Source organism: Speluncibacter jeojiensis (assembly GCF_029589495.1).
Taxonomy (GTDB): Bacteria; Actinomycetota; Actinomycetes; order Mycobacteriales; family Mycobacteriaceae; genus Speluncibacter; species Speluncibacter jeojiensis.
This window is the reverse complement of the sequence record NZ_JAAIVF010000002.1, coordinates 214225-239340: the sequence shown is the minus strand read 5'-3', so window position 1 is coordinate 239340 and position 25116 is coordinate 214225. Positions and strand designations below refer to the sequence as shown.

Below are 25116 nucleotides of genomic sequence, written 5' to 3'. Positions count from 1 at the left end.
GCGGCGCGCATGTATTGTTATACATGTGTCAAATAGTCCTCGGCCGCGGATGCAACCCGACGAACGTCGCGAACAGATCCTCGACGTCGCGGCCGCGCACTTCTCGCAGATCGGTTACGACGGCACGTCGATGAGTCGAATTGCCCGGGACGCCGACATCACGCGAGCGCTGGTGTACCACTACTTTCCGAACAAGGACGTCCTGCTCGACGCCGTGCTCCGCAGGGAAAGTGCGGCACTGCTCGCCGCCACCTCACCGCAGCCGGGCCTGTCCGTTCGATCGAGTCTGGAACGCGCGCTTGCGGCCTACTTCTCCCACTTCGCAGCCAGCGCGGGCGGCCTTCGTAACCTGTACGCGCCGACGGCGCAGTCGCCGGCGCTGGTCTGGGAAATCGCGGCCCTCAACCACGAGATACAGGTGGATCGCCTGATTGCGGCGACGAGGCAGCCGGACACTCCGTCCCTGCGCCTGATTTTCGCGGCGTGGCTCGCCTTCGTCGAAACAGCCGCACAACGAGCCGCGACCGACACCGGAGTCATCTCGCCTGAAGGTTTTGTCCGGCTCTGTCTCGATGTGTTCGCGACATCGACAGGACTCGACCTCGATGCGCCCGAATGAAACAACACCACTACCGACCGAAAGTGACATGAAATGAAGATCGCGCTACTCGGAGCGACCGGCAACGTCGGCTCGCGCACTTTGACTGAGGCAGTGGCCGCCGGCCACGAGGTTGTCGCTTACGCACGCCGCCCCGAGGCAGTCAAGGTACTGCCCGGTGTCACCGTCGTCGAAGGGGCACTCGAGGACCAGGCAGCACTCGCCGACGCGATAAGGGGCTGCGACGCGTTGATCGTCGCCGTCACCGGGCCGATGAAGGACACGTCATTCGCGCAACGCACCGTCCCGACGGTGGTCAAGGCCAGCCAGGAGGCAGGTGTCGGCCGACTGGTCCTGGTCTCGGCATTCGGGGCGGGGGACACCGCGAACAAGGCCTCGGTCTTCGCCAAGTTGGCCTACCGAACCATCCTCAGAGGATTCTTCGACGACAAGGCGAAGTCCGAGGCGGCGGTCACCGGATCGGACCTCGACTGGACGATCGTGTACCCAGTCAACCTGAAAGACGCTGCGACAGCTGCCGACTGGACCGCAATCCCCCTCGAGCAGGTAGACAAGGTTCCTGGCCTGCCGACTCTGCCGTTCGGCAACGTGGCAAAGACACTCGTCGAGTTGGCTGCCGATCGGAAGAGTTCCGGTGGTCGCATTGTCGTCACCACAGCCAAGGGCAGGCGGTAGGTCTTCCTGGCCCGGGTCATCTGCGCCGACGTCACAGCGCTAGTGCAGCGACGCGCTCGATCTGGTCGGGGTCATCGGCGTAGCAGTAGAGCATGAGCTCGTCGGCGCCCAACTCTCGATAGCTGTCGACCAGGTCACGCAGATGCTGGGGATCGGATACCGGTGCGCCCCAGCCCTGTCGGCCGGTGAACGCGTAATAGTCGGCGATGGCGGCGCGAGCGGTCTCGACCGTGTTCTCAGGGCCCACGGCGACGTTGACCTGGCACACCAGTCGCGGGGATCCGGCGCGTCCGGCGGCCGTCCATTGTTCGCGCACGGTGGCGACCTGCGCCGCGACGCGCTCGAGGGGCGTGGCGCACAGGAAGCCGTCGCCATGTTGCGCGACGCGCCGCAATGCCTTTGGCGCGAAGGCGCCGATCAGGATCTCGGGGCCGCGAGCAGAGGTGGGTGCGGGCCCGACGACCCCACCCGCCGACGCGGCTCCGTCGGCGCGGTACGGCTCGCCGGACCAGATCCGGCGGAGGTCGCGGAGTTGATCGTCCATCATCGCGCCGCGCCGGTGCACCGGCGTGCCCGCGGCGGCGTGGTCGTCATCGCGTCCGCCTACGCCGATGCCCAGCCGGAACCGGCCGCCCGACATCGAATCGAGCGTGGAGACCTGCTTGGCGAGCAGAGCGGTCGAGCGCAGCGGGCCGAGTAGAACCTCGGTCTGCAACCGGATCCGCTCGGTGGTGCCGGCCAACACCGACAGGGCGACAAGCGGTTCCGGATTGTCGAACACGAGGCGGTCCAGCAGTCCGAGGGTGCTGAACCCGCATGCCTCGGCGCGGTGGGACCACTCGATCAGTGAGCGGGGGTTGCTGATGGGTAGACCGAGACCGATATCCATGCCCTCGGGCCTCAGTTCCGGCCCGACAGCCATCGGCCGACCGGCGGCGTGAACGCCATCGCGAGTCCGGCGACGATGAGCGCTCCCTGCGCGACCGGACCCCACCGCAGCGCCCCGCCTGCCACGGATCCGGCGTCGGAGAGCAGTTCCCACACGACGACTAGGCCGACAACATTCAGAATCCCCAACGCGGCCAACAGGGTTCGGGCGCCGGACGACCCGGCGTGCAACCGCACCATGCAGAGTCCCTCGCCGAGCGCAAGCAGTACCGCGACGGTTGCGCAACCGATCAGGGTCAACAGCACGGTGTCGGAAATGCTCTGGGCCGAGGTGCCGGGATTCTGCGCGGCCAGACCGGATTCGAGCGCAGAGCGCAGTGCGGACCGGGCCACTCCCGCATTGATGAGCGTGATCGCCAGCGCCGCGAACGAGGCGAACCAACACCGACTCGCCCAGGACAACACCCGGGGAGGCGCGGTGGGCTCGCGGTGGAAGGTGCGCGGGACCGACGTGTACGCCGGGGGCGGAGGCGGGCTCGGGGGCCCGTCACCTGTGCTATCCATCGCGTCATCGTAGCCAGCGGGACCTCGGCCGGAGGTGGGTCTGCGATGGCAGATAGCTGATCGTCTGTCGCGTCGGAAAAAAAATTTCCTCCCTGATCGGGAATGGATCCGGGCGACGGCTGGTTGGACCCATCGACAAACCTGAGTGGGATCGACTCAACTACGACTTGACCGCCCCGGCGGTGACGTGCAGACTTGAGCCGGTTGTACTCAAGAGAACACAGGCTCAGTAGAGCGAAACCCCATCCATAGGAGGAACACCATGGCTCGTGCGGTCGGTATCGACCTCGGGACCACCAACTCGGTCGTCGCAGTGCTCGAGGGCGGCGAACCGGTCGTCGTCGCCAACTCCGAGGGCTCTCGCACCACCCCGTCCGTCGTCGCATTCGCGAAGAACGGCGAGGTGCTGGTCGGGCAGCCCGCCAAGAACCAGGCGGTCACCAACGTCGACCGCACCATCCGCTCGGTCAAGCGCCACATCGGCACCGACTGGAACGTCGCGATCGACGACAAGAAGTACACCTCGCAGGAGATCAGCGCCCGCACGCTGATGAAGCTCAAGCGCGACGCCGAGTCCTACCTCGGTGAGGAGATCACCGACGCGGTCATCACCGTCCCCGCGTACTTCGAGGACAGCCAGCGTCAGGCCACCAAGGAAGCCGGCCAGATCGCCGGCCTGAACGTGCTGCGCATCGTCAACGAGCCCACCGCCGCGGCCCTGGCCTACGGCCTGGACAAGGGCGAGAAGGAGCAGACCATCCTGGTCTTCGACCTCGGTGGCGGCACCTTCGACGTCTCGCTGCTCGAGATCGGCGACGGCGTGGTCGAGGTCCGCGCGACCTCCGGCGACAACCACCTCGGTGGCGACGACTGGGATCAGCGCATCGTCGACTGGCTGGTCGAGAAGTTCAAGAGCCAGTCGGGCATCGACCTGACCAAGGACAAGATGGCCCTGCAGCGTCTGCGTGAGGCCGCGGAGAAGGCCAAGATCGAGCTGTCGAGCTCGCAGTCGACCTCGATCAACCTGCCGTACATCACGGTCGACGCGGACAAGAACCCGCTCTTCCTCGACGAGCAGCTCTCCCGCAGCGAGTTCCAGAAGATCACCTCGGATCTGCTCGATCGCACCCGCACGCCGTTCCAGGCCGTGATCAAGGACGCCGGCATCGCCGTCGGCGACATCGACCACGTGGTGCTCGTCGGCGGCTCGACCCGCATGCCCGCGGTCACCGAGCTGGTCAAGGAGCTCACCGGCGGCCAGGAGCCCAACAAGGGCGTGAACCCGGACGAGGTCGTCGCCGTCGGCGCCGCCCTGCAGGCCGGCGTCCTCAAGGGCGAGGTCAAGGACGTCCTGCTGCTCGACGTCACCCCGCTGTCCCTCGGCATCGAGACCAAGGGTGGCGTGATGACCAAGCTCATCGAGCGCAACACCACGATCCCGACCAAGCGGTCCGAGACCTTCACCACGGCCGACGACAACCAGCCGTCCGTGCAGATCCAGGTCTTCCAGGGTGAGCGCGAGATCGCCTCGCACAACAAGCTGCTCGGCTCCTTCGAGCTGACCGGCATCCCGCCGGCCCCGCGCGGCGTCCCGCAGATCGAGGTCACCTTCGACATCGACGCCAACGGCATCGTGCACGTGACCGCGAAGGACAAGGGCACCGGCAAGGAGAACACGATCAAGATCCAGGAGGGCTCCGGCCTCTCCAAGGAGGAGATCGAGCGGATGGTCAAGGACGCCGAGGCGCACGCAGAGGAGGACAAGAAGCGCCGCGAGGAGGCGGACGTCCGCAACCAGGCCGAGTCGCTGGTCTACCAGACCGAGAAGTTCGTCAAGGACAACGAGGACAAGGTCCCGGCGGACGTCAAGGAGAAGGTCGAGGCCTCGATCAAGAACGCCCAGGAGTCACTCAAGGGCACCGACATCGCCGCCATCAAGGAGGCGATGGAGAAGCTCGCGACCGATTCGCAGGCCCTCGGCCAGGCGATCTACGAGGCGCAGGGTGCCGAGGCCGGTGCGGCCGACGGCGGCTCGGCGCATGCCGATGACGTCGTCGACGCCGAGGTCGTCGACGAGCCCAACGATTCGGAGAAGAAGTGACCGCCGAGAACTCGGGGATCGAGCAGGAGCCGGTGACGGTGACCGACAAGCGTCGCATCGATCCGGAGACCGGCGAGGTCCGCACGGATCAGGCGGAATCCGCGGCTGCCGCAGCGCAGCCGGCGGGTTCCGCCCCGGATCCGGCGCTCGCCGCCGAACCGGAGGCGTCCGCCGCCGCCGAGGCCGTGTCCGACAAGGTCGGTGAGCTGACCGCCGATCTGCAGCGTCTGCAGGCGGAGTTCGTCAACTTCCGCAAGCGCACCGAGCGCGACAAGCTCGCCGCGCGTGAGGAGGGCCGGGCGAAGGTCATCACCGAGCTGCTCGGCGTCCTCGACGATCTGGACCGGGCGCGTGCGCACGGCGACCTCGAGGCGGGGCCGCTCAAGGCGATCGGCGACAAGCTGACCGTCGCGCTGAACTCGCAGGGCGTGGAGGCATTCGGAGCCGAGGGCGACGAGTTCGACCCGGCGCTGCACGAGGCCGTCCAGCACGAGGGCGACGGCAGCGCGCCGGTCCTCGGCACCGTGATGCGCCGCGGCTACCGGCTCGGCGATCGGGTGCTGCGCACCGCGATGGTCGCGGTCGTCGATGCGGTTCCCGAGGCCGCGGTCGACGCCGAAGCCGACCAGTCGGGGTCGAACGACCCCGGCGCACCCGAGTGATCGGGTAGTCATAACAAACCGAGTGGAAGGAGGAGACGCCCAGTGACGCAAAGGGAATGGGTGGAGAAAGATTTCTATGCCGACCTGGGCGTCTCGTCCGACGCGTCGGACGACGAGATCAGGACGGCGTACCGGAAGCTGTCCAAGAAGTACCACCCGGATCTCAACCCCGGCGACAAGGCGGCCGAGGAGCGGTTCAAGGCGGTCAGCGAGGCCAACTCGGTGCTCTCGGACGAGAAGAAGAAAGCCGAGTACGACGAGGCGCGCAGGCTGTTCGCCTCGGGCGGCTTCGGGCAGGGTGGATTCCATCCGGGTGCCGGCCGCGGCGGCGGGTACACCACCGACTTCGACCTCGGCGACCTGTTCGGTCAGGCGGGGGCTGGCGGGGCGGGCGGCGCCGGCGGGTTCGGCGACCTGTTCGGCGGGCTGTTCAACCGCGGCGGCGCCCGGCAGACGACGACGAAACCGCGGCGCGGCAACGACGTCGAGACCGAGACCCGGCTGGACTTCCGCGAGGCCGCGCTCGGCGTGACCGTGCCGCTGCGGCTGACCAGCCCGTCCTCGTGCACCACCTGCCACGGCAGCGGCGCGAAGCCGGGCACCAGCCCCAAGGTGTGCCCGAAGTGCAACGGCAACGGCGTGGTCACCCGCAATCAGGGGCACTTCGGATTCAGCGAGCCCTGCGCGGAGTGCCGCGGCACCGGTTCGGTCGTCGAGGACCCGTGCGGCGACTGCGCCGGCACCGGCGTGACCACGCGGACCCGCACGATCACCGTGCGCGTGCCCGCCGGCGTCAACGACGGTCAGCGGATCCGGCTGGCCGGCCAGGGCGAGGCCGGGCTGCGCGGTGCGCCGTCGGGCGACCTGTACGTGACCGTGCACGTCACCCCGGATCCGGTGTTCGGGCGCACCGGTGACGACATCACGCTCATGGTCCCGCTCGGCTTCAGCGAGCTGGCGCTCGGCACCACGGTGTCGGTGCCCACGTTGGACGGGCGGGTCGGGGTCAAGGTGCCCGCGGGCACCGCCGACGGCCGCACCCTGCGGGTGCGCGGACGTGGGGTCCCCAAGCGCGGCGGCGGCGCCGGCGATCTGCTGGTGACCGTCAAGGCCGCGGTGCCGCCGAAGCTCGACGACGCGGCGACGGAGGCGCTGGAGCTGTACGCAAAGGCCGAGCGGGAGAGCGGATTCGACCCGCGGGCCGGATGGGCAGGCAACCGATGAGCACCACCCGTAGGGACCCGCACGAGACCGAGGTCCGACTGTTCGGCATCTCCGTGGCTGCGTCCATGGCGGGGATGCACGCGCAGACCCTGCGCACCTACGACCGCCTCGGCCTGGTCACGCCAGCCCGCACCTCCGGCGGTGGCCGGCGCTACTCGAACCGGGACGTGGACCTGCTGCGCGAGGTGCAGCGGCTGTCCCAGGACGAGGGCGTCAACCTGGCCGGCATCAAGCGGATCATCGAGCTGACCAACGAGGTCGAGGCGCTGCAGCACCGGGTGGGCGAGCTGGTCGACGAGGTCGCTCGGCTGCAGTCCGAGCGGACCCGTCCGCGCGCCGACCTCGTCCCGTTCACCCCGGGCAACGCGATCGTTGTGTGGAAGCCGCGCCCGCGCCGCTGAGCTGCGCTATCGGATGGCGAAGCCCTTGTAGCCGGATTCGGCTATGCCGGTGATGATTTCGCGATAGGTCGAGAACCCGCCCGCGAACGGCATGAACACCCGTGGCCTGCCCGGGATGTTCGCGCCGAGGTACCAGGAGTTCGCGGTGTTCAGCAGCGATTTCTCGGCGAGGGTGCGGCACTTGTCGACCCATTCGGCGACTGCTTCGGGTTCGGCCTCGATGCCGTCGCCGCCATGGTCGTCGAGGTAGGCGATGGCATCCGCGATCCAGTCGACGTGCAGTTCGGAGTGCAGCACCATGTTCGCGAGCACACCGGTGGCGCCGGGGCCGTTGACGTTGAAGAAGTTCGGGAACCCGTCGACGCCCAGGCCCAGGTAGGTCTCGGGACCGGCGGTCCACTTGTCCTTGAGCGTCTGCCCACCGCGTCCGACGATCTCGAGCTTGTCGAGAGAGCCGGTCATCGCGTCGAAGCCGGTGGCGAGGACGATCGCGTCGAGCTCGTAATGGGCGCCGGTGGTGTTGACCCCGGTGGCGTCCATACCGACGATCGGGTCGGCCTTCAGGTTCACCAACTCGACGTTGCCGCGGTTGTAGGTCTCGTAGTAGCCGCTGTCGGTGACGATGCGCTTGGCGCCCATCGCGTGGTCGTTCGGGACCAGCAACTCGGCGATCGCCGGGTCGTCGATGACCGCGCGGACCTTCCGCTCCCAGAATTCGCGGGCCGTGTCGTTGGCGGCGAGGTCGGTCAACTGGTCGGGGAAGGTCTTCGAGAACAGCACACCGCCGAGCTTCCACCGCTCCTCGTACGCGGTGTCGCGTTCCCGCGCCGTCACGTCGAGGGTCTTCTTCGGGTGGGTGCGATGCGGGGACCCGCCGCCGGACTCCCAGGAAAGCCGGCGACGTTCGGGATAGTCGGCCTTGTGTGCTGCACGGGTCGCGTCGTCGAGCCGGGTGTTGCCCGCGGGGATGGAGTAGTTGGCGGTCCGCTGGAAGACGAACAGCCGCTCCGCCTGTTCGGCGATGAGCGGTATGGACTGGATCCCCGACGATCCCGTTCCGATCACTCCGACGCGCTTACCGGTGAAGTCGACGCCCTCGTGCGGCCAGGTCGCGGTGTGGTGGACCTCGCCGCCGAAGGTGTCCAGGCCGTCGAAGGCGGGGGTGTTCGCATTCGACAGCGGACCCACCGCGGTGAGCAGGAAGCGCGCCGACACCTGCTCGCCGCGGTCGGTGCGGACCGTCCAGCGCAGAGCCTGCTCGTCGAGCGTCGCGGAGGTCACCCGGGTGTCGAACTGGAAGCTGCGGCGCAGGTCGAAGCGGTCGGCGACGTGCTCGAGATAGCGCAGGATCTCCGGTTGCGTCGCGTATTTCTCGCTCCAGTCCCAGTCCTGCTGCAACTCGTCGGAGAACGAGTATGAGTAGTCGACGGACTCGACATCGCACCGCGCGCCGGGGTAGCGGTTCCAGTACCAGACCCCGCCCGGCCCCGAGCCCGCCTCGAACGCGCGCACGGTCAGGCCCCGCTCGCGCAGCCGATGGACCGCGTACAGCCCGGCGATTCCCGCGCCGACCACCACCGCATCGCACGAGCCGGCGGGGGGCGTCGAATCCTGTTCGCTCACAATGCGGTCCTTCCGTGGGTTCGGAAGGTCACGGTAGGACGGGCTGCGGTGGCTGGGCAGCGGCGTCTCCCGCCCATCGGTCACCGATTCTCCGACGCGACCGAACAGGCTCGGCCGCTCGTGTGAACACGAGCGCCCGGGCCCGGTGAACGGTTCCGGGAGGGTGTTTCGACGCTCGGACAAAGTTGCAACTGTTCGCAGAGTTGGAACATTTCGCAGAGTTGGAGGTTTTGGCGACGCGCGAGAACCACTGCCGGAGGCTGATCGGCGCCGGCGGCTGGTCAGTCAGGAGCCAGGTCGGGCATCAGCCGGTGCAGGGTCGGCGACCACTGCTCGGCGCGTGCGGGGAAGCAGGTCGTCAACAGTTCGACCATCGCAGCCGGTGCGACGGACGCGCCGGGCGAGGCGCCCAGCAGCCCCGCGATGGTGCCCTCGGCGCCGGTGACGACCTCGGTCCCGAAGGCGAGCACCCCGATGCGGCGGCGGTCCGGCTTGATCAACTGGGCGCGTTGACCGGCCTGTATCCACTCCCAGTCCGCGGGGTCGGCCTCGGGAAAGTACCGGCGCAACTGGGCGAACTTGCGCCGCCGAGGGGTGATCAGCTGGCCGATCAGGTAGCGCACCAGCGGCAGATTCTGGATGCCGGCACCAACCAGCACGGCGAGGTTGTGCCATCGGATCGTGGTGAACAGATCGGTCAGTGCGCCGTGTTTGAGCAGTCGTGTACTGAACGTCGCGTAAGGGCCGAACATCAGCGACGGTGTGCCGGCGACGACCCGGCGGTCGAGGTGCGGCACCGACATCGGCGGCGCACCGATGTCGGCCCGGCCGTAGACCTTCGCGTCGTGCCGGGAAACGACCTCGGGATTGTTGGTGCGCAGGAACTGCGCGCCGAGGGGGAAGACCGCGTAGCCGCGGACTTCGGGAAGCTTCGCCTGCTGCAGAAGCCGCAGTGCGTAGCCGCCTGCGCCGACGAACACGAACCGTGACCGCAGTTGAAAGCGACCGCCTGACATCAGGTTTCGACCGCCTATCGTCCACGAGCCGTCCGCCTCGCGGGCGAGCGACGCGACCTCGTGGTGCAGGTGGATATGGGCGCCACGTCGAGACATCACCTCGGCCAGCGCCTGTGTGGCGGCGCCGAAGTCGACGTCGGTGCCGGCCAGGTGACGGGTGGCGGCGACCGGTTCGGCAGTGTTGCGGCCCTGCATCACCAGCGGTGCCCAGGATCGGATCGTCTCGGGATCCTCGCTGTATTGCATGGCGGAGAAGCCCGGCAGCCGGTGCAGTGTGTCGAATCGTCGACGCAGGTAGTCGACGTCCCGCCGGCCGAAGACGACGTCCATGTGCGGGGTCTCGTGCGTGAACGAGGTGTCCGGCAGCGTCCCGTCCTCGACGAGGGACTTCCAGAACTGCTGGGTCATCCCGAATTGGCTCCGGATCTGTTCGGCCTGCGCGGGATCGCCCGGATCGGGCATGTAGTTCAGCTCGCAGAGCCCCGAGTGCCCGGTTCCGGCGTTGTTCCACGGCCCCGAACTCTCGGTCGCGAGGGCGCCGTGCCGCTCGACGAGGGCGATCGTCCAGTCGGGCTGCAGTGCGACCAGCAGCGCGCCGAGCGTGGCGGACATGATGCCGCCGCCGATGAGGACGACGTCGAGAACCTCGTCCGGGACCTCTCCGGTGCCTGCCGCGGATTTTGAGGCCTTCGTGCTGCGGGACGGCATGCCGCAGGCCTTCACGCCGTGGAACTTCATGTTGCGCACTCCCTCTCGAGAACCGGTGACGCCGTCCTCCCATCGTGATCCGCCGCAAACTCATCCGTCCAATGAGAAACTCGGGTCGATATCATCAAGAAATGGATGAATCATCGTCGGCCGAGGTCGAGGCGATCGCACCGCTGCTCGCCGCCTTCGACGCCGCCGCCCAGGAGGGGCACATCACCCGTGCTGCGGAGTTGCTCGGCGTGCCCCAGTCCTCGCTGAGCCGGCGGCTCAAGGCACTGGAGAAGACGCTCGGGGTGCCGCTGTTCCAGCCGGTCGGCCGTCGGGTCGCACTCACCCCGCAGGGCCGCGAACTCCACGCGCGCACACACGATCTGGTGCGGGCGATCGACGACGCGGTCACCGTGGTCCGCGCCGCCGCAGACCCCGAGGCCGGCCTGGTGCGCTTCGGCTTCCCGCTCACGCTGGGGCCGGTGAGTGTGCCGTCGCTGCTGGCCGAGTTCCACGCACGCGCACCGCGTATCCGGTTGCACCTCGTGCAGGCGCACGGTGAGGCGCTCGCGCAGATGGTGCGCGACGGCAGGCTGGACCTGGCGGTGATGATCCCGCCGCCTGACGACCTGCCCTCGACCGCACTCGGCCGCCAGCGGATCCTGCTGCACGTGGCCCGCTCGCATCGGCTCGCGCAGCGCAAGCGGGTCGACCTCGCCGAGCTAGCCGGCGAGTCCTTCATCTCCTGCCCGCCCACCTATCATCTCCGAACGCTCACCGATTCCTGGTGCGCTGCAGAGGGGTTCGTGCCGAGGATTCCGTTCGAGACGACCGAGTTCGACACCATCCGGTCGTTCGTGGCCTATGGTCTCGGGGTCGCGTTGCTGCCGGCCGCGGAGACCGCGCAGCCGGATGTCGTGGCGATTCCGCTGTCGGGCCGCCGCGACCGGGCCATCGGTCTGTCCGCCGGCAACCATCGTCCGACGCCGGCGGTGGCGCGGCTGCGCGCGCACCTCGAGGCGCGGGTCCCGACCGTCCTCGCCGAACTGGCGGAACAGCCCGTGTCGGGAGAGTAGCGCGCCCCGCCGGTCAGATCGGGTCGTGCTGGATGTTCTCGCGGGGGGTGCCGTTGGCGACCATCTGCTCGACCGTCGCCTCGACCATCGCCGCCGAGCCGCAGACCAGGATCTGCCGATCCGACCACCGTCCATACGAGCAGACGACGTCGGCGAGGGTGCCGGTCTGCCGCAGGTACAGACCGAACGGCGACGAGTCGGCGGTCTTGCCGAGCGACCACGGGTCCTCGTCGAACTCGCTCACCGGCGTCACCGACAGCCACGGATTGGTCCGCATCAGCTCCCAGAGCGTGTCGAGGTCGTAGAGCTCGCCGGGGTAGCGCGTGCCGTAGAACAGGTGCACCCGCGGGTTCTCGCCGAACCGGCACATGTCCATGATCAGCGCGCGCAGCGGCGCGAGGCCCGTGCCGCCGGCGACCATCACCACGTCGCGGCCGCCGGTGCGGTCGACCTCCATCGCCCCGTGTGGCGCCCCGATGCGCCACCGGTCGCCATACCGCGCCGAACTGACCATCGCCTGGCTCACGCTGCCGCCCGGCACCGCGCGGATGTGAAACTCCATCTGTCCCAGGTTGTTCGGCGGGATCGCGGCGGAGTAGAAGCGCCAGATGCGCGGATACTGCGGCACCTCGACCGAGAAGTACTGACCCGGTTGGTAGGGGATGGGCACATCGGACTCGACACGCACGACCGCCAGGTCGCGGGTCTTGCGGTGGTGCTCGACGACGGTCGCGCTCCACCAGGCCGGCAGCCGCTGCGCCTCGGTCTCTGCGGCGCTGCGCATCACGACCGTCGTCAACTCCACCACCTGAGCGGCTGCGGCCTCCATCGCCGGCGTCCACTGGGGGCCCAGCTGGGTGCGCATCGCCCACAGCAACGCGGTGCCGAAGCTCTCGTAGTGCGAGGGCAGCACCCCGTACTTGCGGTGGTCGCGACCGAGCTGAGCGAGGAAGGTCACCAGCTCCTCGAGTTCGAGTTCGTGGTCGATGGTCTCGATCACGTGCGCGAGCACCCGGAACAGCATGGTCCGCTGCCTGGCCATGGCCACGGGGAACAGCTCACGGGTGGGCGGGTCGATCGCGAACAGCCGGTTGTAGAACAGCGCGGTGAATTGGTCGCTGTGCGCCTCGAGCCGGGACAGGAGCTGCAGGAGCGGCGACGACGAGTGCTGCGCCACGTGTGCTGGACCCTCCTGTGCCGAGTCGGACCGACGATGGAGAAAGGCTAACCCGCCGGTCAAGTGGGGTGGTGGACCCGACCAGGGGTGTTCGCCACACCCCGCGCTAGAACGTGTGTCAGTTTTAGTTCTAATGTGAGGGAAGCCACTAATCAGCGCACCACTCGAGCGGAGACGTGATGACGACCGAAGACTTCCCGGACCTGCACCGCCCCCAGTATCTGCCGGACCTGTTGATCACCGCGCTGGACAGGGGTGCCGACAAGCCCGCGCTGTACCTGGGTGACGTCGTGCTGACCGGCGCGCAGATGCGCGACGAGATCAGCTGCTTCTCGCAGGCGCTCGAGTCGCTCGGCATCGGCAAGGGCTCGCCGGTGGCGATGCTGTCCAAGAACCGCCCCGAGGTGCTGATCAGCGTCGGCTCGCAGATGATCCTCGGCTGCCGCAACACCGCCCTGGCGCCGATGGGCTCCTTCGACGACCACGCCTACATCCTCGGGGACGCGGAGATCGACACGCTGATCTTCGACCCGACCGCGTTCGAGGCTCGCGCCGCCGAGCTCAAGGCGTCCGTGCCGACCCTGAAGAACTTCTTCTCGCTCGGCCCGTCGGAGGTCGGCACCGACATCCTCGCGCTCGCGCGCACCTTCACCCCGCAGCAACTGGTCGCCGCTGACGTCGCCGGGGACGACCCGTCGAGCATGGTCTACACCGGCGGGACCACCGGCAAGCCCAAGGGCGTGATCAACACCTTCCAGTCGGGGGTGACGCTGCCGCAGATCCAGATGGCCGAGTGGCAGTTCCCCGAGGAGATGCGCTTCCTCGCCTGCACCCCGCTCTCGCACGCGGGCATGGCGTTCTTCGTGCCGACGCTGCTGCGCGGTGGCAGCCTCTATGTGCTGCCCGCCTTCGAGCCGGGTGCCGTGCTCGAGGCCATCGAGAAGCACAAGATCACCGCGACCATGCTGGTCCCGACCATGATCTACATGCTGCTCGACCACCCGGACCTGGCCACGCGCGACGTGTCGAGCCTGCAGACCCTCTACTACGGCGCCGCCGCGATGTCACCGTCGCGGCTGCGCGAGGGCATCGACAAGCTGGGTCCGATCTTCTTCCAGTACTTCGGCCAGTCCGAGTGCGGCATGACGATCTCGGTGCTGCGCAAGGAGGAGCACCTGGCCGACGATCCGGAGCGCCTCGCCTCGTGCGGGCGGCCGGTGCCGTGGCTGGACGTGCGGTTGCTCGCCGACGACCTCAACGAGGTCCCGCGCGGCGAGCTCGGTGAGATCTGCGTGCGCGGCCCGCTGGTCATGCAGGGCTACTGGCGCAAGCCCAAGGAGACCGCCGACGCGCTGCGCGGCGGCTGGCTGCACACCGGCGACATCGCCCGGGCCGACAAGGACGGTTATCTGACGATCGTCGACCGCAAGAAGGACATGATCGTCTCCGGCGGTTTCAACGTGTTCCCGCGCGAGGTCGAGGACGTCATTTCCGCGCACCCGGCGGTCGCGTCGGTCGCGGTGGTCGGCGTACCCGACGAGAAGTGGGGCGAGTCGGTCAAGGCGTGCGTGGTGCTGCGCGAGGGCCAGACCGTCGACCCGGCGGAGCTGGTCGAGCGGGTCAAGGCGGCCAAGGGCTCGGTGCACGCGCCGAAGTCGGTCGACTTCGTCACGTCGCTGCCGTTGACCCCGATCGGGAAGCTCGACAAGAAGGCGCTGCGCGCGCAGTTCTGGGAGGGCGCGGCCCGGCGCGTCTGAGCGCCCGCGTCTGTGAGGCCGGCGAGTGTCAGGATGACCGGGTGCGTGTACTCCTCGCCCCCGACAAGTTCAGGGGATCGCTGACGGCGGCCGAGGTGGCCGCCGCGCTGGCCGTGGGTATCGCCTCGGCCCGGCCGGACTGGGTCGTCGATGCTCTCCCGGTCGCCGACGGCGGCGACGGCACGGTCGACGCGGCGCTGGCCGCGGGCTGGGACCGGCTCGACGTCGCCACCGTCGGGCCGACCGGCGGCCCGCGCACCGTGGCGTACGCGGTGCGCGGCGACGCGGCGGTCGTCGAACTGGCATCCGCGGTCGGAATGCAGGCGCTGCCCGGTGGGGTGCCGGACCCCGTGGGCGCGAGCACCTTCGGGCTGGGGACCGTGGTCGGGCAGGCGCTCGACCACGGCGCCCGGAGAGTCGTGCTCGCGCTCGGCGGCAGCGCCTCCACCGACGGCGGGGCGGGTCTACTGCAGGGACTCGGCGCGCGGATCCGTGACTCCGAGGGTCGGGACCTGCCGGTCGGCGGCGGCGCGCTGGCGCGGGCGGCGACGCTGGACCTGACAGGTCTGCACCCGGCAGTCGCGCATGCCGGGTTCGAGGTCGCGTGCGACGTCGACAACCCCTTGCTCGGACCCGAGGGCGCCGCCGCGGTGTTCGCGCCGCAGAAGGGGGCGAGCGTCGCCGACGTACGGGTGCTGGAGGCCGCGATGAGCCGCTGGGCGGAGGCGGTCCGCGCGGCCACCGGTCGCGACGAGGCCGACGAGCCCGGCGCCGGTGCGGCCGGCGGCACGGGCTTCGGCGCGATGTCGGTGCTGTGCGCCCGGCGCCGACGGGGGATCGACGTGGTGTTCGAGCTGACCGGGTTCGACGCGCGCCTGGCCGACGCCGACCTGGTGATCACCGGCGAGGGTTCGCTCGACGAGCAGAGTTTGCGCGGCAAGGCTCCGGTCGGGGTCGCGGCGGCGGCGCGGGCGCGGGGGATCCCGGTGGTCGCGGTCGCGGGACGGATCACGCTGAGTCGAGGGCAACTCGAGGCGGCGGGCTTCACTGCGGCCCACACGCTGGCGGAACTCGAGCCGGACCGGGACCGGTCGATGTTGCGCGCCGCGGAGTTGCTGCGCGAGGTGGGTCGGCGGGTGGCGGCCGAGACCGGGTGAGTGCGGGGCCTGATCACTTGCGCTCACCCGTCTCGCATGTGCGCGCTCGATCGCCTGGCGCGCCTTCCGCAACACAAATCGCGCTCAGAACGTGCAAACCACGGAATCTCGTCGATTTGTGTGCGGAAAGGCGCGGCGCCATACGCGCCTCTCCGCTGGGCAAGAATGTTCTTCCGCTTCCTGGAACAATGGGCTGAGCGAGTGAGTGGAGGCGTGATGGTGGAAGCGAAGTCGGGCGGGGTCCAGTCGGTCGAGCGGGCCTTCGACGTGCTCGAGTTGATGGCCGCGGCCGGCGGGGAGGTCGGGCTGAGTGAACTGGCGCAGTCGTCCGGGCTGCCGATCGCGACGATCCATCGGCTCACCCGCACGCTCGCGGCCCGTGGGTATGTCCGGCAGTTGCCGTCGCGCCGGTACGCGCTGGGCCCCGGCCTGATCCGGCTCGGCGACTCGGCGACGCGGTTGCTCGGTTCGTGGGCGCGTCCGCACCTGGCGGTCCTCGCGGAGAAGACCGGCGAGACCTCCAACATGGCGATGCTCGACAGCCCGATGGTCGTCTACGTCGCGCAGGTGCCGTCGGCGCACTCGATGCGGATGTTCACCGAGGTCGGGCGCCGGGTCCTGCCGCACTGCACCGGCGTCGGCAAGGCGATCCTGTGCCAGTTGCCCGACGACGAGGTGCGTCGCATCGTCGGACAGACCGGGCTGCCCGCGCAGACGACGAAGTCGATCACCGACGTCGACGCGTTGCTGAGCGAACTCGCGACCATCCGCGCGCGCGGCTACGCGATCGACGACGGCGAACAGGAGATCGGGGTGCGCTGCTTCGCGGCCCCGGTGCCGGGCGCGCCGACGCCGACCGCGGTGTCGGTGTCCGGCCCCGACGTGCGGGTCACCGCGGACTCCGACGCGCGCATGGTGCCGGTGCTGCGCCAGGCCGCCGCCGACCTGTCCGCGCAAATGAGCGGCGCTGTCTGACGACGGCGAAAAATACTCAGGGTTGAGCGGAACAGACTCAAGTTCTCGCGCGTTGGGCTTGATGACAGGCGCGTGGGCTTGATGACAGGCACACCGCCGAACCGACCGAAACTCGATGCACCGCACACACCGCGAAAGGGTGAGAAGTGGATTCGTTCAACCCCACCACCAAGACCCAGGCCGCCCTCTCGGCGGCGCTGCAGGCCGCCTCGGCGGCCGGTAACCCCGACATCCGACCCGGCCACCTGCTGGTGGCGCTACTCGACCAGACCGACGGCATCGCCGCGCCGCTGCTCAAGGCGGTCGGCGTCGACCCCGCGGTGATCCGCACGGACGCCCGGCAGCTGGTCGACGGGCTGCCCAAGGCCTCCGGCAGCACCACCACCCCCGGACTCTCGCGCGAGTCGCTGGCCGCGATCACCGCCGCGCAGCAACTCGCCACCGAGATGGACGACGAGTACGTCTCCACCGAGCACCTGCTCGTCGGCCTGGCGACCGGCGACTCCGATGTGGCCCAACTGCTCTCGACCCATGGCGCCGGGCCGAAGGTGCTGCGCGAGGCGTTCACGTCCGTGCGCGGCAGCGCCCGCGTCACCAGCCCCGACCCCGAGGGCAGCTACCAGGCGCTGGAGAAGTACTCCACCGACCTGACCGCCGCCGCGCGCTCGGGCAAGCTCGATCCGGTCATCGGCCGCGACACCGAGATCCGCCGGGTCGTGCAGGTGCTGTCCCGCCGCACCAAGAACAACCCGGTGCTCATCGGCGAGCCGGGCGTCGGCAAGACCGCGATCGTCGAGGGTCTCGCGCAGCGCATCGTCACCGGCGATGTCCCGGAGTCGTTGCGCGGCAAGACGGTCGTCTCGCTGGACCTCGGCTCGATGGTCGCCGGCGCGAAGTACCGCGGCGAGTTCGAGGAGCGGCTCAAGGCTGTGCTCGACGAGATCAAGGGCTCGGCCGGGCAGATCATCACGTTCATCGACGAGCTGCACACCATCGTCGGCGCCGGCGCGACCGGCGAGTCGGCGATGGACGCCGGCAACATGATCAAGCCGATGCTCGCCCGCGGCGAGCTGCGGCTGGTCGGTGCGACCACGCTCGACGAGTACCGTCAGCACATCGAGAAGGACGCCGCGCTCGAGCGTCGCTTCCAGCAGGTACTGGTCGGCGAGCCGAGCGTGGAGGACACCGTCGGCATCCTGCGCGGCCTCAAGGAGCGCTACGAGGTGCACCACGGTGTGCGCATCACCGACTCGGCCCTCGTTGCGGCGGCGACACTTTCGGACCGCTACATCACCTCGCGCTTCCTGCCGGACAAGGCCATCGACCTGGTCGACGAGGCCGCGTCGCGACTGCGCATGGAGATCGACTCGCGGCCCGTCGAGGTCGACGAGGTCGAGCGCAAGGTGCGTCAGCTCGAGATCGAGGAGATGGCGCTGCAGAAGGAGACCGACGACGCCTCCAAGGAGCGGCTCGAGCGGCTGCGCGAGGAATTGGCCGACGACCGAGAGAAGCTCGCCCAGCTCAACGCCCGCTGGCAGAACGAGAAGCAGGCGATCGACTCGGTGCGGCTGATCAAGGAGCAGCTCGAGGCGCTGCGCGGCGAGGAGGAGCGCGCCGAACGCGACGGCGACCTCGGCAAGGCCGCCGAGCTTCGCTACGGCCGGATCCCCGAGCTGGAGAAGGACCTGCAAACCGCTGCGGCGGCGTCGAATTCCGCGTCGGACGGTGCGGTCATGCTCAAGGAGGAGGTCGGCCCGGACGACGTCGCCGACGTGGTGGCGTCATGGACCGGGATCCCGGCCGGTCGGATGATGGAGGGCGAGACCGCCAAGCTGCTGCGGATGGAGACCGAGCTGGGCAAGCGGGTCGTCGGGCAAGCCGAAGCGGTGCAAGCGGTTTCGGATGCGGTGCGCCGCGCGCGTGCCGGGGTCGCCGACCCGAACCGGCCGACCGGCTCGTTCCTGTTCCTGGGCCCGACCGGTGTCGGCAAGACGGAGCTGGCGAAGGCGTTGGCGGACTTCCTGTTCGACGACGACCGCGCGATGGTGCGCATCGACATGTCCGAATACAGCGAGAAGCACGCCGTCGCCCGGCTGGTCGGCGCACCCCCCGGCTACGTCGGCTACGAGTCGGGCGGTCAGCTGACCGAGGCGGTGCGCCGCAGACCATACACGGTGGTGCTGTTCGACGAGGTCGAGAAGGCGCACCCGGATGTGTTCGACATCCTGCTGCAGGTGCTCGACGACGGCCGGCTCACCGACGGTCAGGGCCGCACGGTCGACTTCCGCAACACGATCCTGATCCTCACCTCGAATCTCGGTGCCGGCGGCGACCGCGACCAGGTGATGGCCGCGGTCCGGATGAAGTTCAAGCCGGAGTTCATCAACCGGCTCGACGACGTGGTCGTCTTCGAGCCGCTGTCCGAGGAGCAGCTCGAGTCGATCGTCGACATCCAGCTCGACCAGCTGGCCGAGCGGCTGCAGGCGCGCCGGCTCACGCTGGACGTGTCGGACTCGGCGCGGTTCTGGCTGGCGGTGCGTGGATACGACCCGCTCTACGGTGCGCGTCCGTTGCGGCGTCTGATCCAGCAGGCCATCGGCGACCAGCTCGCCAAGGAACTGCTGGCCGGGCGGGTCCGCGATGGCGACACCGTCCCGGTCACCGTCTCCGAGGACGGCGACAAGCTGCTCGTCGGGTAGGGCGCTGCGCGCCGGTGCGTGAGTTGCGGGGTCCCGACCTGCAACCCGCGCGCCGGCGGCGGAGCCGCATCCTGGGGCTTCCCGATGGTCGGGATCACACTCGATCTTCGAGTGTGATCCGCCTTACATTCCATCCGATTCGTTGATCGGTTGTGAGTGTGAGGAGCTGTTCATGGGTGTGTGGCGTCCTGGCCTGGTCGCGGTGGTTGCCGCGGCTGCGGTGACCCTGGCGGGGTGTGCCGGCTCGCAGTCCGATCGGGCAGGTGGAGGAGCCGACCAGCCGTACCGTGTGATGATCACTGCGGGCCTCGGCGGGCAGGGTGCGCTCGCCGCCAACGCGCAGACCTCGGTGCTGGCGGCGAAGGCCGGCGCGCAGGTGGTCAACGAGTCCGGCGGCATCGGCGGGCGCAAGGTGGAGCTGACCGTCGTCGACGACGGCGGCGACCCGACGACCGCGGTGACCAAACTGCGCGAGGCGATCTCGTCGAACCACAAGCCCGACCTCTACCTCGACTCCGGGCCGTCGACGGTCGCGCTCGCGGTGCTGCCGGTGCTCAAGTCGGCCGGGATCCTGTCGTTCAACATCAGTCCCACCGAGGACACCTCGAACCCGGCGAAGTTCCCGCTGAACTTCGACCTGGCGCCCGGCCCGGACGACAACGCCCGCGCCATCGCCGAATATGTCAAGCAGAAGGGGTACACGCCGGTCGGCGTCATCCACTCCAGCTCCGGGTCCGGCGTCGCCTACGGCGAGGCCGCCGCCGCCGCGATGAAGAAGGACGGCATCGCGGTGTCCGGCAACGAGTCCTACGACACCTCGGCGCTGGACATGACCCCGCAGCTGCAGGCGCTCAAGGACTCCGGGGCGAAGGCGCTGGTCGTCGACGCCTACGGCGCGCCGCTCGGCTACATCCTGCAGAACCTGCAGCGACTGGGCTGGAACGTGCCGCTGATCGGCCAGACCACCGTCTCGGCGACCAATCTGATCGCCGCCGACCCGCCGGCCGGTGTGCTCGGCACCCCGCAGGTCGCGAACCTGGTCACCCAGGTCTTCCAGAGCACCGTCTACGACGCCGCGAACGTGAACGTCAACAAGATGGTCGACACCATGGCCTCGCTCGGCAAGATCCCGGCGCCGCTGATCCTGGCCGACAACTATGACGCCTTCCAGCTGGTCGCCGCTGCGGCGAAGCAGGCCGGCACGACCACCGACGCGAAGAAGCTGGCCTCCGCGCTCGAGTCCGACCAGGTGCAGGCGAACGCGAAGACTGCCTTCCTGCCGCGCTACCACTACAGCGCGCAGTCGCACGCCGCCCAGCCCACCGTGGACGCGTACCGCTTCACCGCTCCGACCGCACTGGTCAACGGACAGTTCGGCAATCCCTCGGCCGGCGGGGCGCAGCGGTGACGCTGCTGTGGTCCGGTCTGGCCCTGGGCGCGGTGTACTCGCTGGTCGCGATCGGCTACAACATCGTGTTCGTCTCGTCGAACACCTTCAACTTCGCGCAGGCGCAGTTGATGATGGTCGGCACGTTCGTCGCCTACACCGGCCTGGTCACCTTCCACTGGCCGGTGTGGGTGGTCGCGATCGTCGCCACCGCGGTGGTCGCCGGGATCGCGGCGGCCGAGGAGATGATCGCGGTCTGGCCGGTGAAGAGCCACCAGAACCAGTTGGTGACCACGCTCGGCGTCGCCACCCTGCTCGGCGGAGCGAGCCAGTTGATCTGGGGCGCAGAACCGTTGACGGTGCCGTTCTTCGGGTCGAACCAGCCGGTCACGCTGCTCGGTGGCCGCACCTACCCGGTGGAGATCGCACTGCTGGTGCTGGCGGTCGCGCTGGTGATCGTGCTCTCGCTGGTGAGCAAGCGCACGATGACCGGGCTGGCGCTGATGGGCATCTCCGAGGACCGCGAGGCCGCGCAGCTGCGCGGGGTCAACGTGCGCCGGCTGGCGTTGGGCGCGTTCGCGTTCTCCGGGGCCCTGGCCGGACTGCTCGGATTGTTCGTGGGCCCCAAGACCTTTGCGGTCGCGACCCTGGGTACCGCACTGGCGATCAAGGGGTTCGTGGCGTTGGCGATCGGTGGCTTCGGGTCGCTTCCGGGCGCGCTGGTCGGCGGCCTGGCGGTCGGGCTGATCGAGTCGTTCTCGGCGCTGCACCTGGGCAGCGAGTACAGCAACATCGCCGTGTTCGTGGTGCTGATCGTGATCCTGCTGGCCAGGCCCGCGGGCCTGTTCGGCCGGGTCCGGGAACGGGTGGTGTGAGATGGATGTGACGGCGAACCTGTGGCGCCGCTACCGCGCGCTGCCGAGTTGGCTGCTGCCGCTGCTGATCGCGGTGGTCGCGCTGACCCTTCCCTATGCGGGACTGAACTTCTCGATGTCCCGGCAGATCCAGCTGGCGTGCATCCTGGCGCTGGTCGTCGGGGGGTTGAACCTGTCGCTCGGCTACGCCGGTGAGCTCGCGCTCGGGCAGGCCGCGATGTATGCGGCCGGCGCCTACACCGCCGGGCTGATGTCCATCCACGGCCACACCGACATCGTCGTGCAGCTGGTGGTCTCGGGGCTGGTCGCGTTGGTGGTCGGCATCGTCACCGGCATTCCCGGTCTGCGTCTGGGCGCGTGGTCGCTGGCGATGACGTCCTTCTTCCTGGTGCTGCTGGTGCCGGATGTGCTGTCGGTGTTCGCCGACACCACCGGTGGCCGCAACGGCCTGTCCGGTATCGAGTCGGCGACGCTGTTCGGCCAGACGATGGACCAGACCCAGTTCTATGTGGTGATCGTCGTGGTGACGATCCTGTGGTTCGCGATCATGCGCAACCTCGTCGTCTCCCGGCACGGCATCGCGATGCGCACCCTCAAACAGTCGCCGGTGCTGGCGGCATCGACGGGTGTGTCGGTGTTCCGGATGAAGCTGGCGGGCTACGCCATCGGCGCCTTCCCGGCCGGGCTGGCCGGCGCGCTGTTCGCGAACCTGGACCAGTACGTCTCGCCGGAGGCGTTCGGATTCACCTTCGCCACCGCGGTGCTGGCCGCGTCGATCCTCGGCGGGTCGGCCAGCGTGTACGGCGCGCTGGTCGGCGCGTTCATCATGCAGATCGGGCCGAACCAGTCGTCGGCGTTCCAGCAGTACTCGCTGGTGTTCTACGGTGCGTTCCTGATCGTCGGCGGCGTGCTGCTCTCCGGCGGACTGGCGAAGCTGGCGAATGGGCTGATCGCCCGGCTCGACCGCCGCGCCGGCGTCCGGGTGGTCACCCCGGTCCTCGACGACACGGCTACCGAAGGCGCGGATCCTGACCACGCGGGCCCCGCGGTCGACGCCTTGCGAGGCGGCGAACTGCGCGTCGAGCAGCTCTCGAAGGCCTTCGGCGGCAACCAGGTGCTGCGGTCGGTGACCCTGAGCGCCCCGCCCGGGCAGGTGACCGCGCTGATCGGACCGAACGGGTCCGGCAAGACCACCACCTTGAACATGATCTGCGGGTTCTACCGCGCCGACGAGGGACGGATCATGGTCGGCGACACAGATATCCAGAAGATGCGGCCGCACCAGGTGGCCCGGGTCGGGATCGCGCGCACCTTCCAGACGCCGTCCATCCCGGAGGGGATCACCGTGCTCGAGGCGGTCGCCGCGGGCCGGTACACGACCGACCGGGCGTCGATGTTCTCCACGGTGCTGCGGCTGCCGCGGTTCCGGCGGGTGCGCCGCGCCGACATCGCCGAGGCCGAACGGGTGCTCGCGCTGGTCGGGCTCGCGCACCTGCGCGACGCCGACGCGACGTCGCTGCCGCTGGGCAACCGCCGGCTGCTCGAGGTCGCGCGGGCGCTGGTGTCGAACCCGCGGGTGCTGCTGCTCGACGAGGCCGCTTCCGGGCTCGACGAGGACGAGGTGGCGCGCTTGGCCGAGCTGATCCGTCGCATCCGCGACGCGGGCGGCACGGTCGTGCTCGTCGAGCACAACTTCCGGTTGGTGCTCTCGCTCGCCGACACCATCGTCGTGCTGGCCGAGGGGCAGGTGATCGCCTGCGGCCCGCCGGACGAGGTCGAACAGGATCCGCGGGTGCTGCGCGAGTACCTGGGCATCACCGCGGGAGACAACCCGGACACCCCGGGAGACGACGAGACCCAGATGGCGGAGGTGCGGTCATGACCGATCCGATCCTGTCGGTGCAGGGCCTGGCGACCGGCTACGGCGACCTGCGCGTGGTCTGGGACGTGTCGCTGCAGGTGCACGCCGGCACGGTGACCGCCCTGCTGGGCCGTAACGGCGCCGGCAAGACCAGCACGCTGCGGGCGATCTCCGGGCTCAACAAGGTCGCCGCGGGGAGCGTCGAACTGGCCGGGCAGGACATCTCCGCGATGGCCGCGCACCGGCGGGTACGCGCCGGCATGGCCTACGTGCAGGAGGGCAAGCGGGTCTTCCACCGGCAGAGCGTCGAGCAGAACCTGCTCCTCGGCGGCTACACCCGGCGCCTGGGCCGGGCGAAGCTGCGCCGCGAGGCCGACAAGATGTACGACCTGTTCCCGATCCTCGCGCAGAAGCGGGCGCTGCCCGCCGGGTCGATGTCCGGCGGACAGCAGCAGATGCTCGCGATCGCCCAGGCGTTGATGGCCGCACCGAAACTGCTGCTGCTCGACGAACCATCGGGCGGGCTGGCCCCGTCGATCGTCGCCGAGGTGATGGACCGGGTCAAAGCGCTCACCGAGACCGGGCTGGCGGTACTGCTCGTCGAGCAGGCCGTCGAGGCCGCGATGAGCGTCGCCGACCACGTCACCGTCCTCGACATCGGCAAGGTCGTCCTCGACACGCCCGCGAACGAGATCGCCGACCTCGATCTGCTCAAGGCCGCGTACTTCGGACGGGTCGGGGCGACCGGGGAGGACGACAGGTCGGGCGCTCGTTTAGTGTGATGTCCGCGACTCGACCGCCGAGTGCGACCAATGACTTCGATCAGGAGGGCCCGTGTCGGAGCCGACCGATATGCCGACTCAGATCATGCCCGCGATCACCGACGACGCCCCGGCGCCGGGTCCGTCGGGCAAGAAGCAGGCCGGGAAGGGCCCGCTCATCGCCATCGGCGCATCCGTCGTGGCGTTGGTGATCGGCGCGTTCGGCGGGTATCTGATCGGCTCGGGCGACAACGGCGACAACGGCGCGGTCGCGAGCGCGGCGCCGCTCACCACCGCGGCTCCGGTGGTCCCCGCGGGCCAGACGACCTCGACGACCGGTGCGGTCGACTCGGTGGGCGGCGGCAGCCTTGTGCTGCTCGCCAACGACAAGTCCAAGGTGACCGTGCACACCTCGCCGACCACCAAGGTCATCACCCTGCGCGGCAACGCGCTCACCGACGTGCACGCCGGTGACTCGGCGGTGGTGACCGGATCGCGCACCGGCGATGTCGTGGACGCGGACCTGATCATCGCCGGCGGTCTGCCGGGCCTGGTGCCGACGAGCGCCGCGCCTGCCCCGGCCACGCAGGACGCCGTCGTCAAGTCCGCCCCGATCCAGCAGCAGGCCGTGGTGGACGACAGCACCGACGAGCCCGTGCAGGCCCAGTCGCCGACGGCCGCCGAGGCCCCCGCTCCCGCCCCGCAGGCGGCGGCACCGGCTCCGCAACCGGCCGCGCAGAACGAGATCGGGCCCAAGCAGCAGATCCAGGGGCCGACCGGCGACTACGGACCGAAGCAGGACAACTACGGGCCGAAGCAGGACAGCTACGGACCCAAGCAGGACAGCTACGGACCCAAGCAGGACAGCTACGGCCCCAAGTGCAACCCCTCGAACACGGGGCCGGGCTTCTACACCTGCTGA

At 69.3% G+C, this 25116-nt stretch carries 21 protein-coding genes; 16 read left to right on the top strand and 5 right to left on the bottom strand.

What is annotated here, in order from left to right; all coding sequences use genetic code 11:
* The first annotated feature begins 49 nt into the window (after positions 1-49).
* Entirely contained in the window at positions 50-619 is a 570-nt protein-coding gene (locus tag G4X40_RS08345; protein WP_277831648.1) for a TetR/AcrR family transcriptional regulator, read from the top strand.
* Positions 620-652: 33 nt separating this feature from the next.
* Entirely contained in the window at positions 653-1294 is a 642-nt protein-coding gene (locus G4X40_RS08340) for an NAD(P)-dependent oxidoreductase (protein WP_277831647.1), read from the top strand.
* Positions 1295-1325: 31 nt separating this feature from the next.
* On the opposite strand, the gene G4X40_RS08335 is transcribed toward G4X40_RS08340, so the two are convergent.
* Both G4X40_RS08335 and G4X40_RS08330 read right to left on the bottom strand, forming a co-directional pair.
* Positions 1326-2183: an LLM class flavin-dependent oxidoreductase gene (locus tag G4X40_RS08335; RefSeq protein WP_277831646.1), complete on the bottom strand. Its 858-nt coding sequence runs from the start codon at positions 2181-2183 to the stop codon at positions 1326-1328.
* An 11-nt stretch (positions 2184-2194) separates the two neighbouring features.
* On the bottom strand, positions 2195-2746 hold the full coding sequence (locus G4X40_RS08330; RefSeq protein WP_277831645.1) for a hypothetical protein: 552 nt from the start codon (positions 2744-2746) through the stop codon (positions 2195-2197).
* Between the two features lie 262 nt (positions 2747-3008).
* On the opposite strand from G4X40_RS08330, the gene dnaK reads away from it, so the two are divergent.
* From dnaK to G4X40_RS08310, 4 genes are read left to right on the top strand one after another with little or no spacing between them, the layout of a single operon-like run.
* Positions 3009-4847 carry a molecular chaperone DnaK gene (gene dnaK, locus G4X40_RS08325; RefSeq protein ID WP_277831644.1) on the top strand — a complete coding sequence of 613 codons (1839 nt, stop codon included), beginning with the start codon at positions 3009-3011 and terminating at the stop codon, positions 4845-4847.
* On the top strand, positions 4844-5509 hold the full coding sequence (grpE, locus tag G4X40_RS08320; protein ID WP_277831643.1) for a nucleotide exchange factor GrpE: 666 nt from the start codon (positions 4844-4846) through the stop codon (positions 5507-5509). Before dnaK ends, grpE begins: the two co-directional genes overlap by 4 nt.
* 42 nt (positions 5510-5551) lie before the next feature.
* Positions 5552-6733 carry a molecular chaperone DnaJ gene (gene dnaJ / locus G4X40_RS08315; RefSeq protein WP_277831642.1) on the top strand — a complete coding sequence of 394 codons (1182 nt, stop codon included), beginning with the start codon at positions 5552-5554 and terminating at the stop codon, positions 6731-6733.
* Positions 6730-7134, top strand: a complete 405-nt coding sequence (locus tag G4X40_RS08310) for a heat shock protein transcriptional repressor HspR (RefSeq protein WP_277831640.1) — start codon at positions 6730-6732, stop codon at positions 7132-7134. Before dnaJ ends, G4X40_RS08310 begins: the two co-directional genes overlap by 4 nt.
* 6 nt (positions 7135-7140) lie before the next feature.
* On the opposite strand, the gene G4X40_RS08305 is transcribed toward G4X40_RS08310, so the two are convergent.
* Together G4X40_RS08305 and mqo are read right to left on the bottom strand one after the other, a co-directional pair.
* A complete protein-coding gene (locus G4X40_RS08305; protein ID WP_277831638.1) occupies positions 7141-8757 on the bottom strand; it encodes a flavin-containing monooxygenase in 1617 nt (538 codons plus the stop codon).
* Between the two features lie 281 nt (positions 8758-9038).
* Positions 9039-10511, bottom strand: coding sequence for a malate dehydrogenase (quinone) (mqo, locus tag G4X40_RS08300; RefSeq protein ID WP_408642153.1), 1473 nt, complete (start codon positions 10509-10511; stop codon positions 9039-9041).
* A gap of 101 nt (positions 10512-10612) precedes the next feature.
* Between mqo and G4X40_RS08295 the strand changes: the two genes are divergently transcribed.
* Positions 10613-11545, top strand: a complete 933-nt coding sequence (locus G4X40_RS08295; RefSeq protein ID WP_277831637.1) for a LysR family transcriptional regulator — start codon at positions 10613-10615, stop codon at positions 11543-11545.
* A 13-nt stretch (positions 11546-11558) separates the two neighbouring features.
* On the opposite strand, the gene G4X40_RS08290 is transcribed toward G4X40_RS08295, so the two are convergent.
* Positions 11559-12722 (bottom strand): FAD-binding oxidoreductase, encoded by a 1164-nt coding sequence (locus tag G4X40_RS08290; RefSeq protein WP_277831636.1) that lies wholly within the window; start codon positions 12720-12722, stop codon positions 11559-11561.
* Between the two features lie 179 nt (positions 12723-12901).
* Between G4X40_RS08290 and G4X40_RS08285 the strand changes: the two genes are divergently transcribed.
* The 9 genes from G4X40_RS08285 to G4X40_RS08245 all read left to right on the top strand — a co-directional run bounded on the left by G4X40_RS08285 (position 12902) and on the right by G4X40_RS08245 (position 25116).
* Complete coding sequence (locus G4X40_RS08285; RefSeq protein WP_277831635.1) at positions 12902-14479, top strand: AMP-binding protein; 1578 nt, start codon at positions 12902-12904, stop codon at positions 14477-14479.
* Positions 14480-14520: 41 nt separating this feature from the next.
* Entirely contained in the window at positions 14521-15636 is a 1116-nt protein-coding gene (locus G4X40_RS08280) for a glycerate kinase (protein WP_277831633.1), read from the top strand.
* Positions 15637-15852: 216 nt separating this feature from the next.
* Positions 15853-16611: an IclR family transcriptional regulator gene (locus G4X40_RS08275; protein WP_277831632.1), complete on the top strand. Its 759-nt coding sequence runs from the start codon at positions 15853-15855 to the stop codon at positions 16609-16611.
* Positions 16612-16757: 146 nt separating this feature from the next.
* Complete coding sequence (gene clpB / locus G4X40_RS08270; RefSeq protein ID WP_277831631.1) at positions 16758-19310, top strand: ATP-dependent chaperone ClpB; 2553 nt, start codon at positions 16758-16760, stop codon at positions 19308-19310.
* Between the two features lie 172 nt (positions 19311-19482).
* Positions 19483-20718 carry an ABC transporter substrate-binding protein gene (locus G4X40_RS08265; RefSeq protein ID WP_277831630.1) on the top strand — a complete coding sequence of 412 codons (1236 nt, stop codon included), beginning with the start codon at positions 19483-19485 and terminating at the stop codon, positions 20716-20718.
* Positions 20715-21572, top strand: coding sequence for a branched-chain amino acid ABC transporter permease (locus tag G4X40_RS08260; protein WP_277831629.1), 858 nt, complete (start codon positions 20715-20717; stop codon positions 21570-21572). Before G4X40_RS08265 ends, G4X40_RS08260 begins: the two co-directional genes overlap by 4 nt.
* A gap of 1 nt (position 21573) precedes the next feature.
* Positions 21574-23454, top strand: a complete 1881-nt coding sequence (locus tag G4X40_RS08255; protein ID WP_277831627.1) for a branched-chain amino acid ABC transporter ATP-binding protein/permease — start codon at positions 21574-21576, stop codon at positions 23452-23454.
* Positions 23451-24215 carry an ABC transporter ATP-binding protein gene (locus G4X40_RS08250; protein WP_277831625.1) on the top strand — a complete coding sequence of 255 codons (765 nt, stop codon included), beginning with the start codon at positions 23451-23453 and terminating at the stop codon, positions 24213-24215. Before G4X40_RS08255 ends, G4X40_RS08250 begins: the two co-directional genes overlap by 4 nt.
* A gap of 52 nt (positions 24216-24267) precedes the next feature.
* A complete protein-coding gene (locus G4X40_RS08245) occupies positions 24268-25116 on the top strand; it encodes a hypothetical protein (protein WP_277831623.1) in 849 nt (282 codons plus the stop codon).

What these genes read in the sequence shown, in the direction of transcription:
- G4X40_RS08265 (WP_277831630.1), top strand. Translation starts at nt 19,483, where the DNA reads ATGGGTGTGTGGCGTCCTGGCCTGGTCGCGGTGGTTGCCGCGGCTGCG.
- G4X40_RS08340 (WP_277831647.1), top strand. Translation starts at nt 653, where the DNA reads ATGAAGATCGCGCTACTCGGAGCGACCGGCAACGTCGGCTCGCGCACT.
- G4X40_RS08330 (WP_277831645.1), bottom strand. Translation starts at nt 2,746, where the DNA reads ATGGATAGCACAGGTGACGGGCCCCCGAGCCCGCCTCCGCCCCCGGCG.
- G4X40_RS08295 (WP_277831637.1), top strand. Translation starts at nt 10,613, where the DNA reads ATGGATGAATCATCGTCGGCCGAGGTCGAGGCGATCGCACCGCTGCTC.
- G4X40_RS08255 (WP_277831627.1), top strand. Translation starts at nt 21,574, where the DNA reads ATGGATGTGACGGCGAACCTGTGGCGCCGCTACCGCGCGCTGCCGAGT.
- G4X40_RS08335 (WP_277831646.1), bottom strand. Translation starts at nt 2,183, where the DNA reads ATGGATATCGGTCTCGGTCTACCCATCAGCAACCCCCGCTCACTGATC.
- G4X40_RS08345 (WP_277831648.1), top strand. Translation starts at nt 50, where the DNA reads ATGCAACCCGACGAACGTCGCGAACAGATCCTCGACGTCGCGGCCGCG.
- G4X40_RS08275 (WP_277831632.1), top strand. Translation starts at nt 15,853, where the DNA reads ATGGTGGAAGCGAAGTCGGGCGGGGTCCAGTCGGTCGAGCGGGCCTTC.
- mqo (WP_408642153.1), bottom strand. Translation starts at nt 10,511, where the DNA reads ATGAAGTTCCACGGCGTGAAGGCCTGCGGCATGCCGTCCCGCAGCACG.
- G4X40_RS08310 (WP_277831640.1), top strand. Translation starts at nt 6,730, where the DNA reads ATGAGCACCACCCGTAGGGACCCGCACGAGACCGAGGTCCGACTGTTC.
- G4X40_RS08285 (WP_277831635.1), top strand. Translation starts at nt 12,902, where the DNA reads ATGACGACCGAAGACTTCCCGGACCTGCACCGCCCCCAGTATCTGCCG.
- G4X40_RS08250 (WP_277831625.1), top strand. Translation starts at nt 23,451, where the DNA reads ATGACCGATCCGATCCTGTCGGTGCAGGGCCTGGCGACCGGCTACGGC.
- dnaK (WP_277831644.1), top strand. Translation starts at nt 3,009, where the DNA reads ATGGCTCGTGCGGTCGGTATCGACCTCGGGACCACCAACTCGGTCGTC.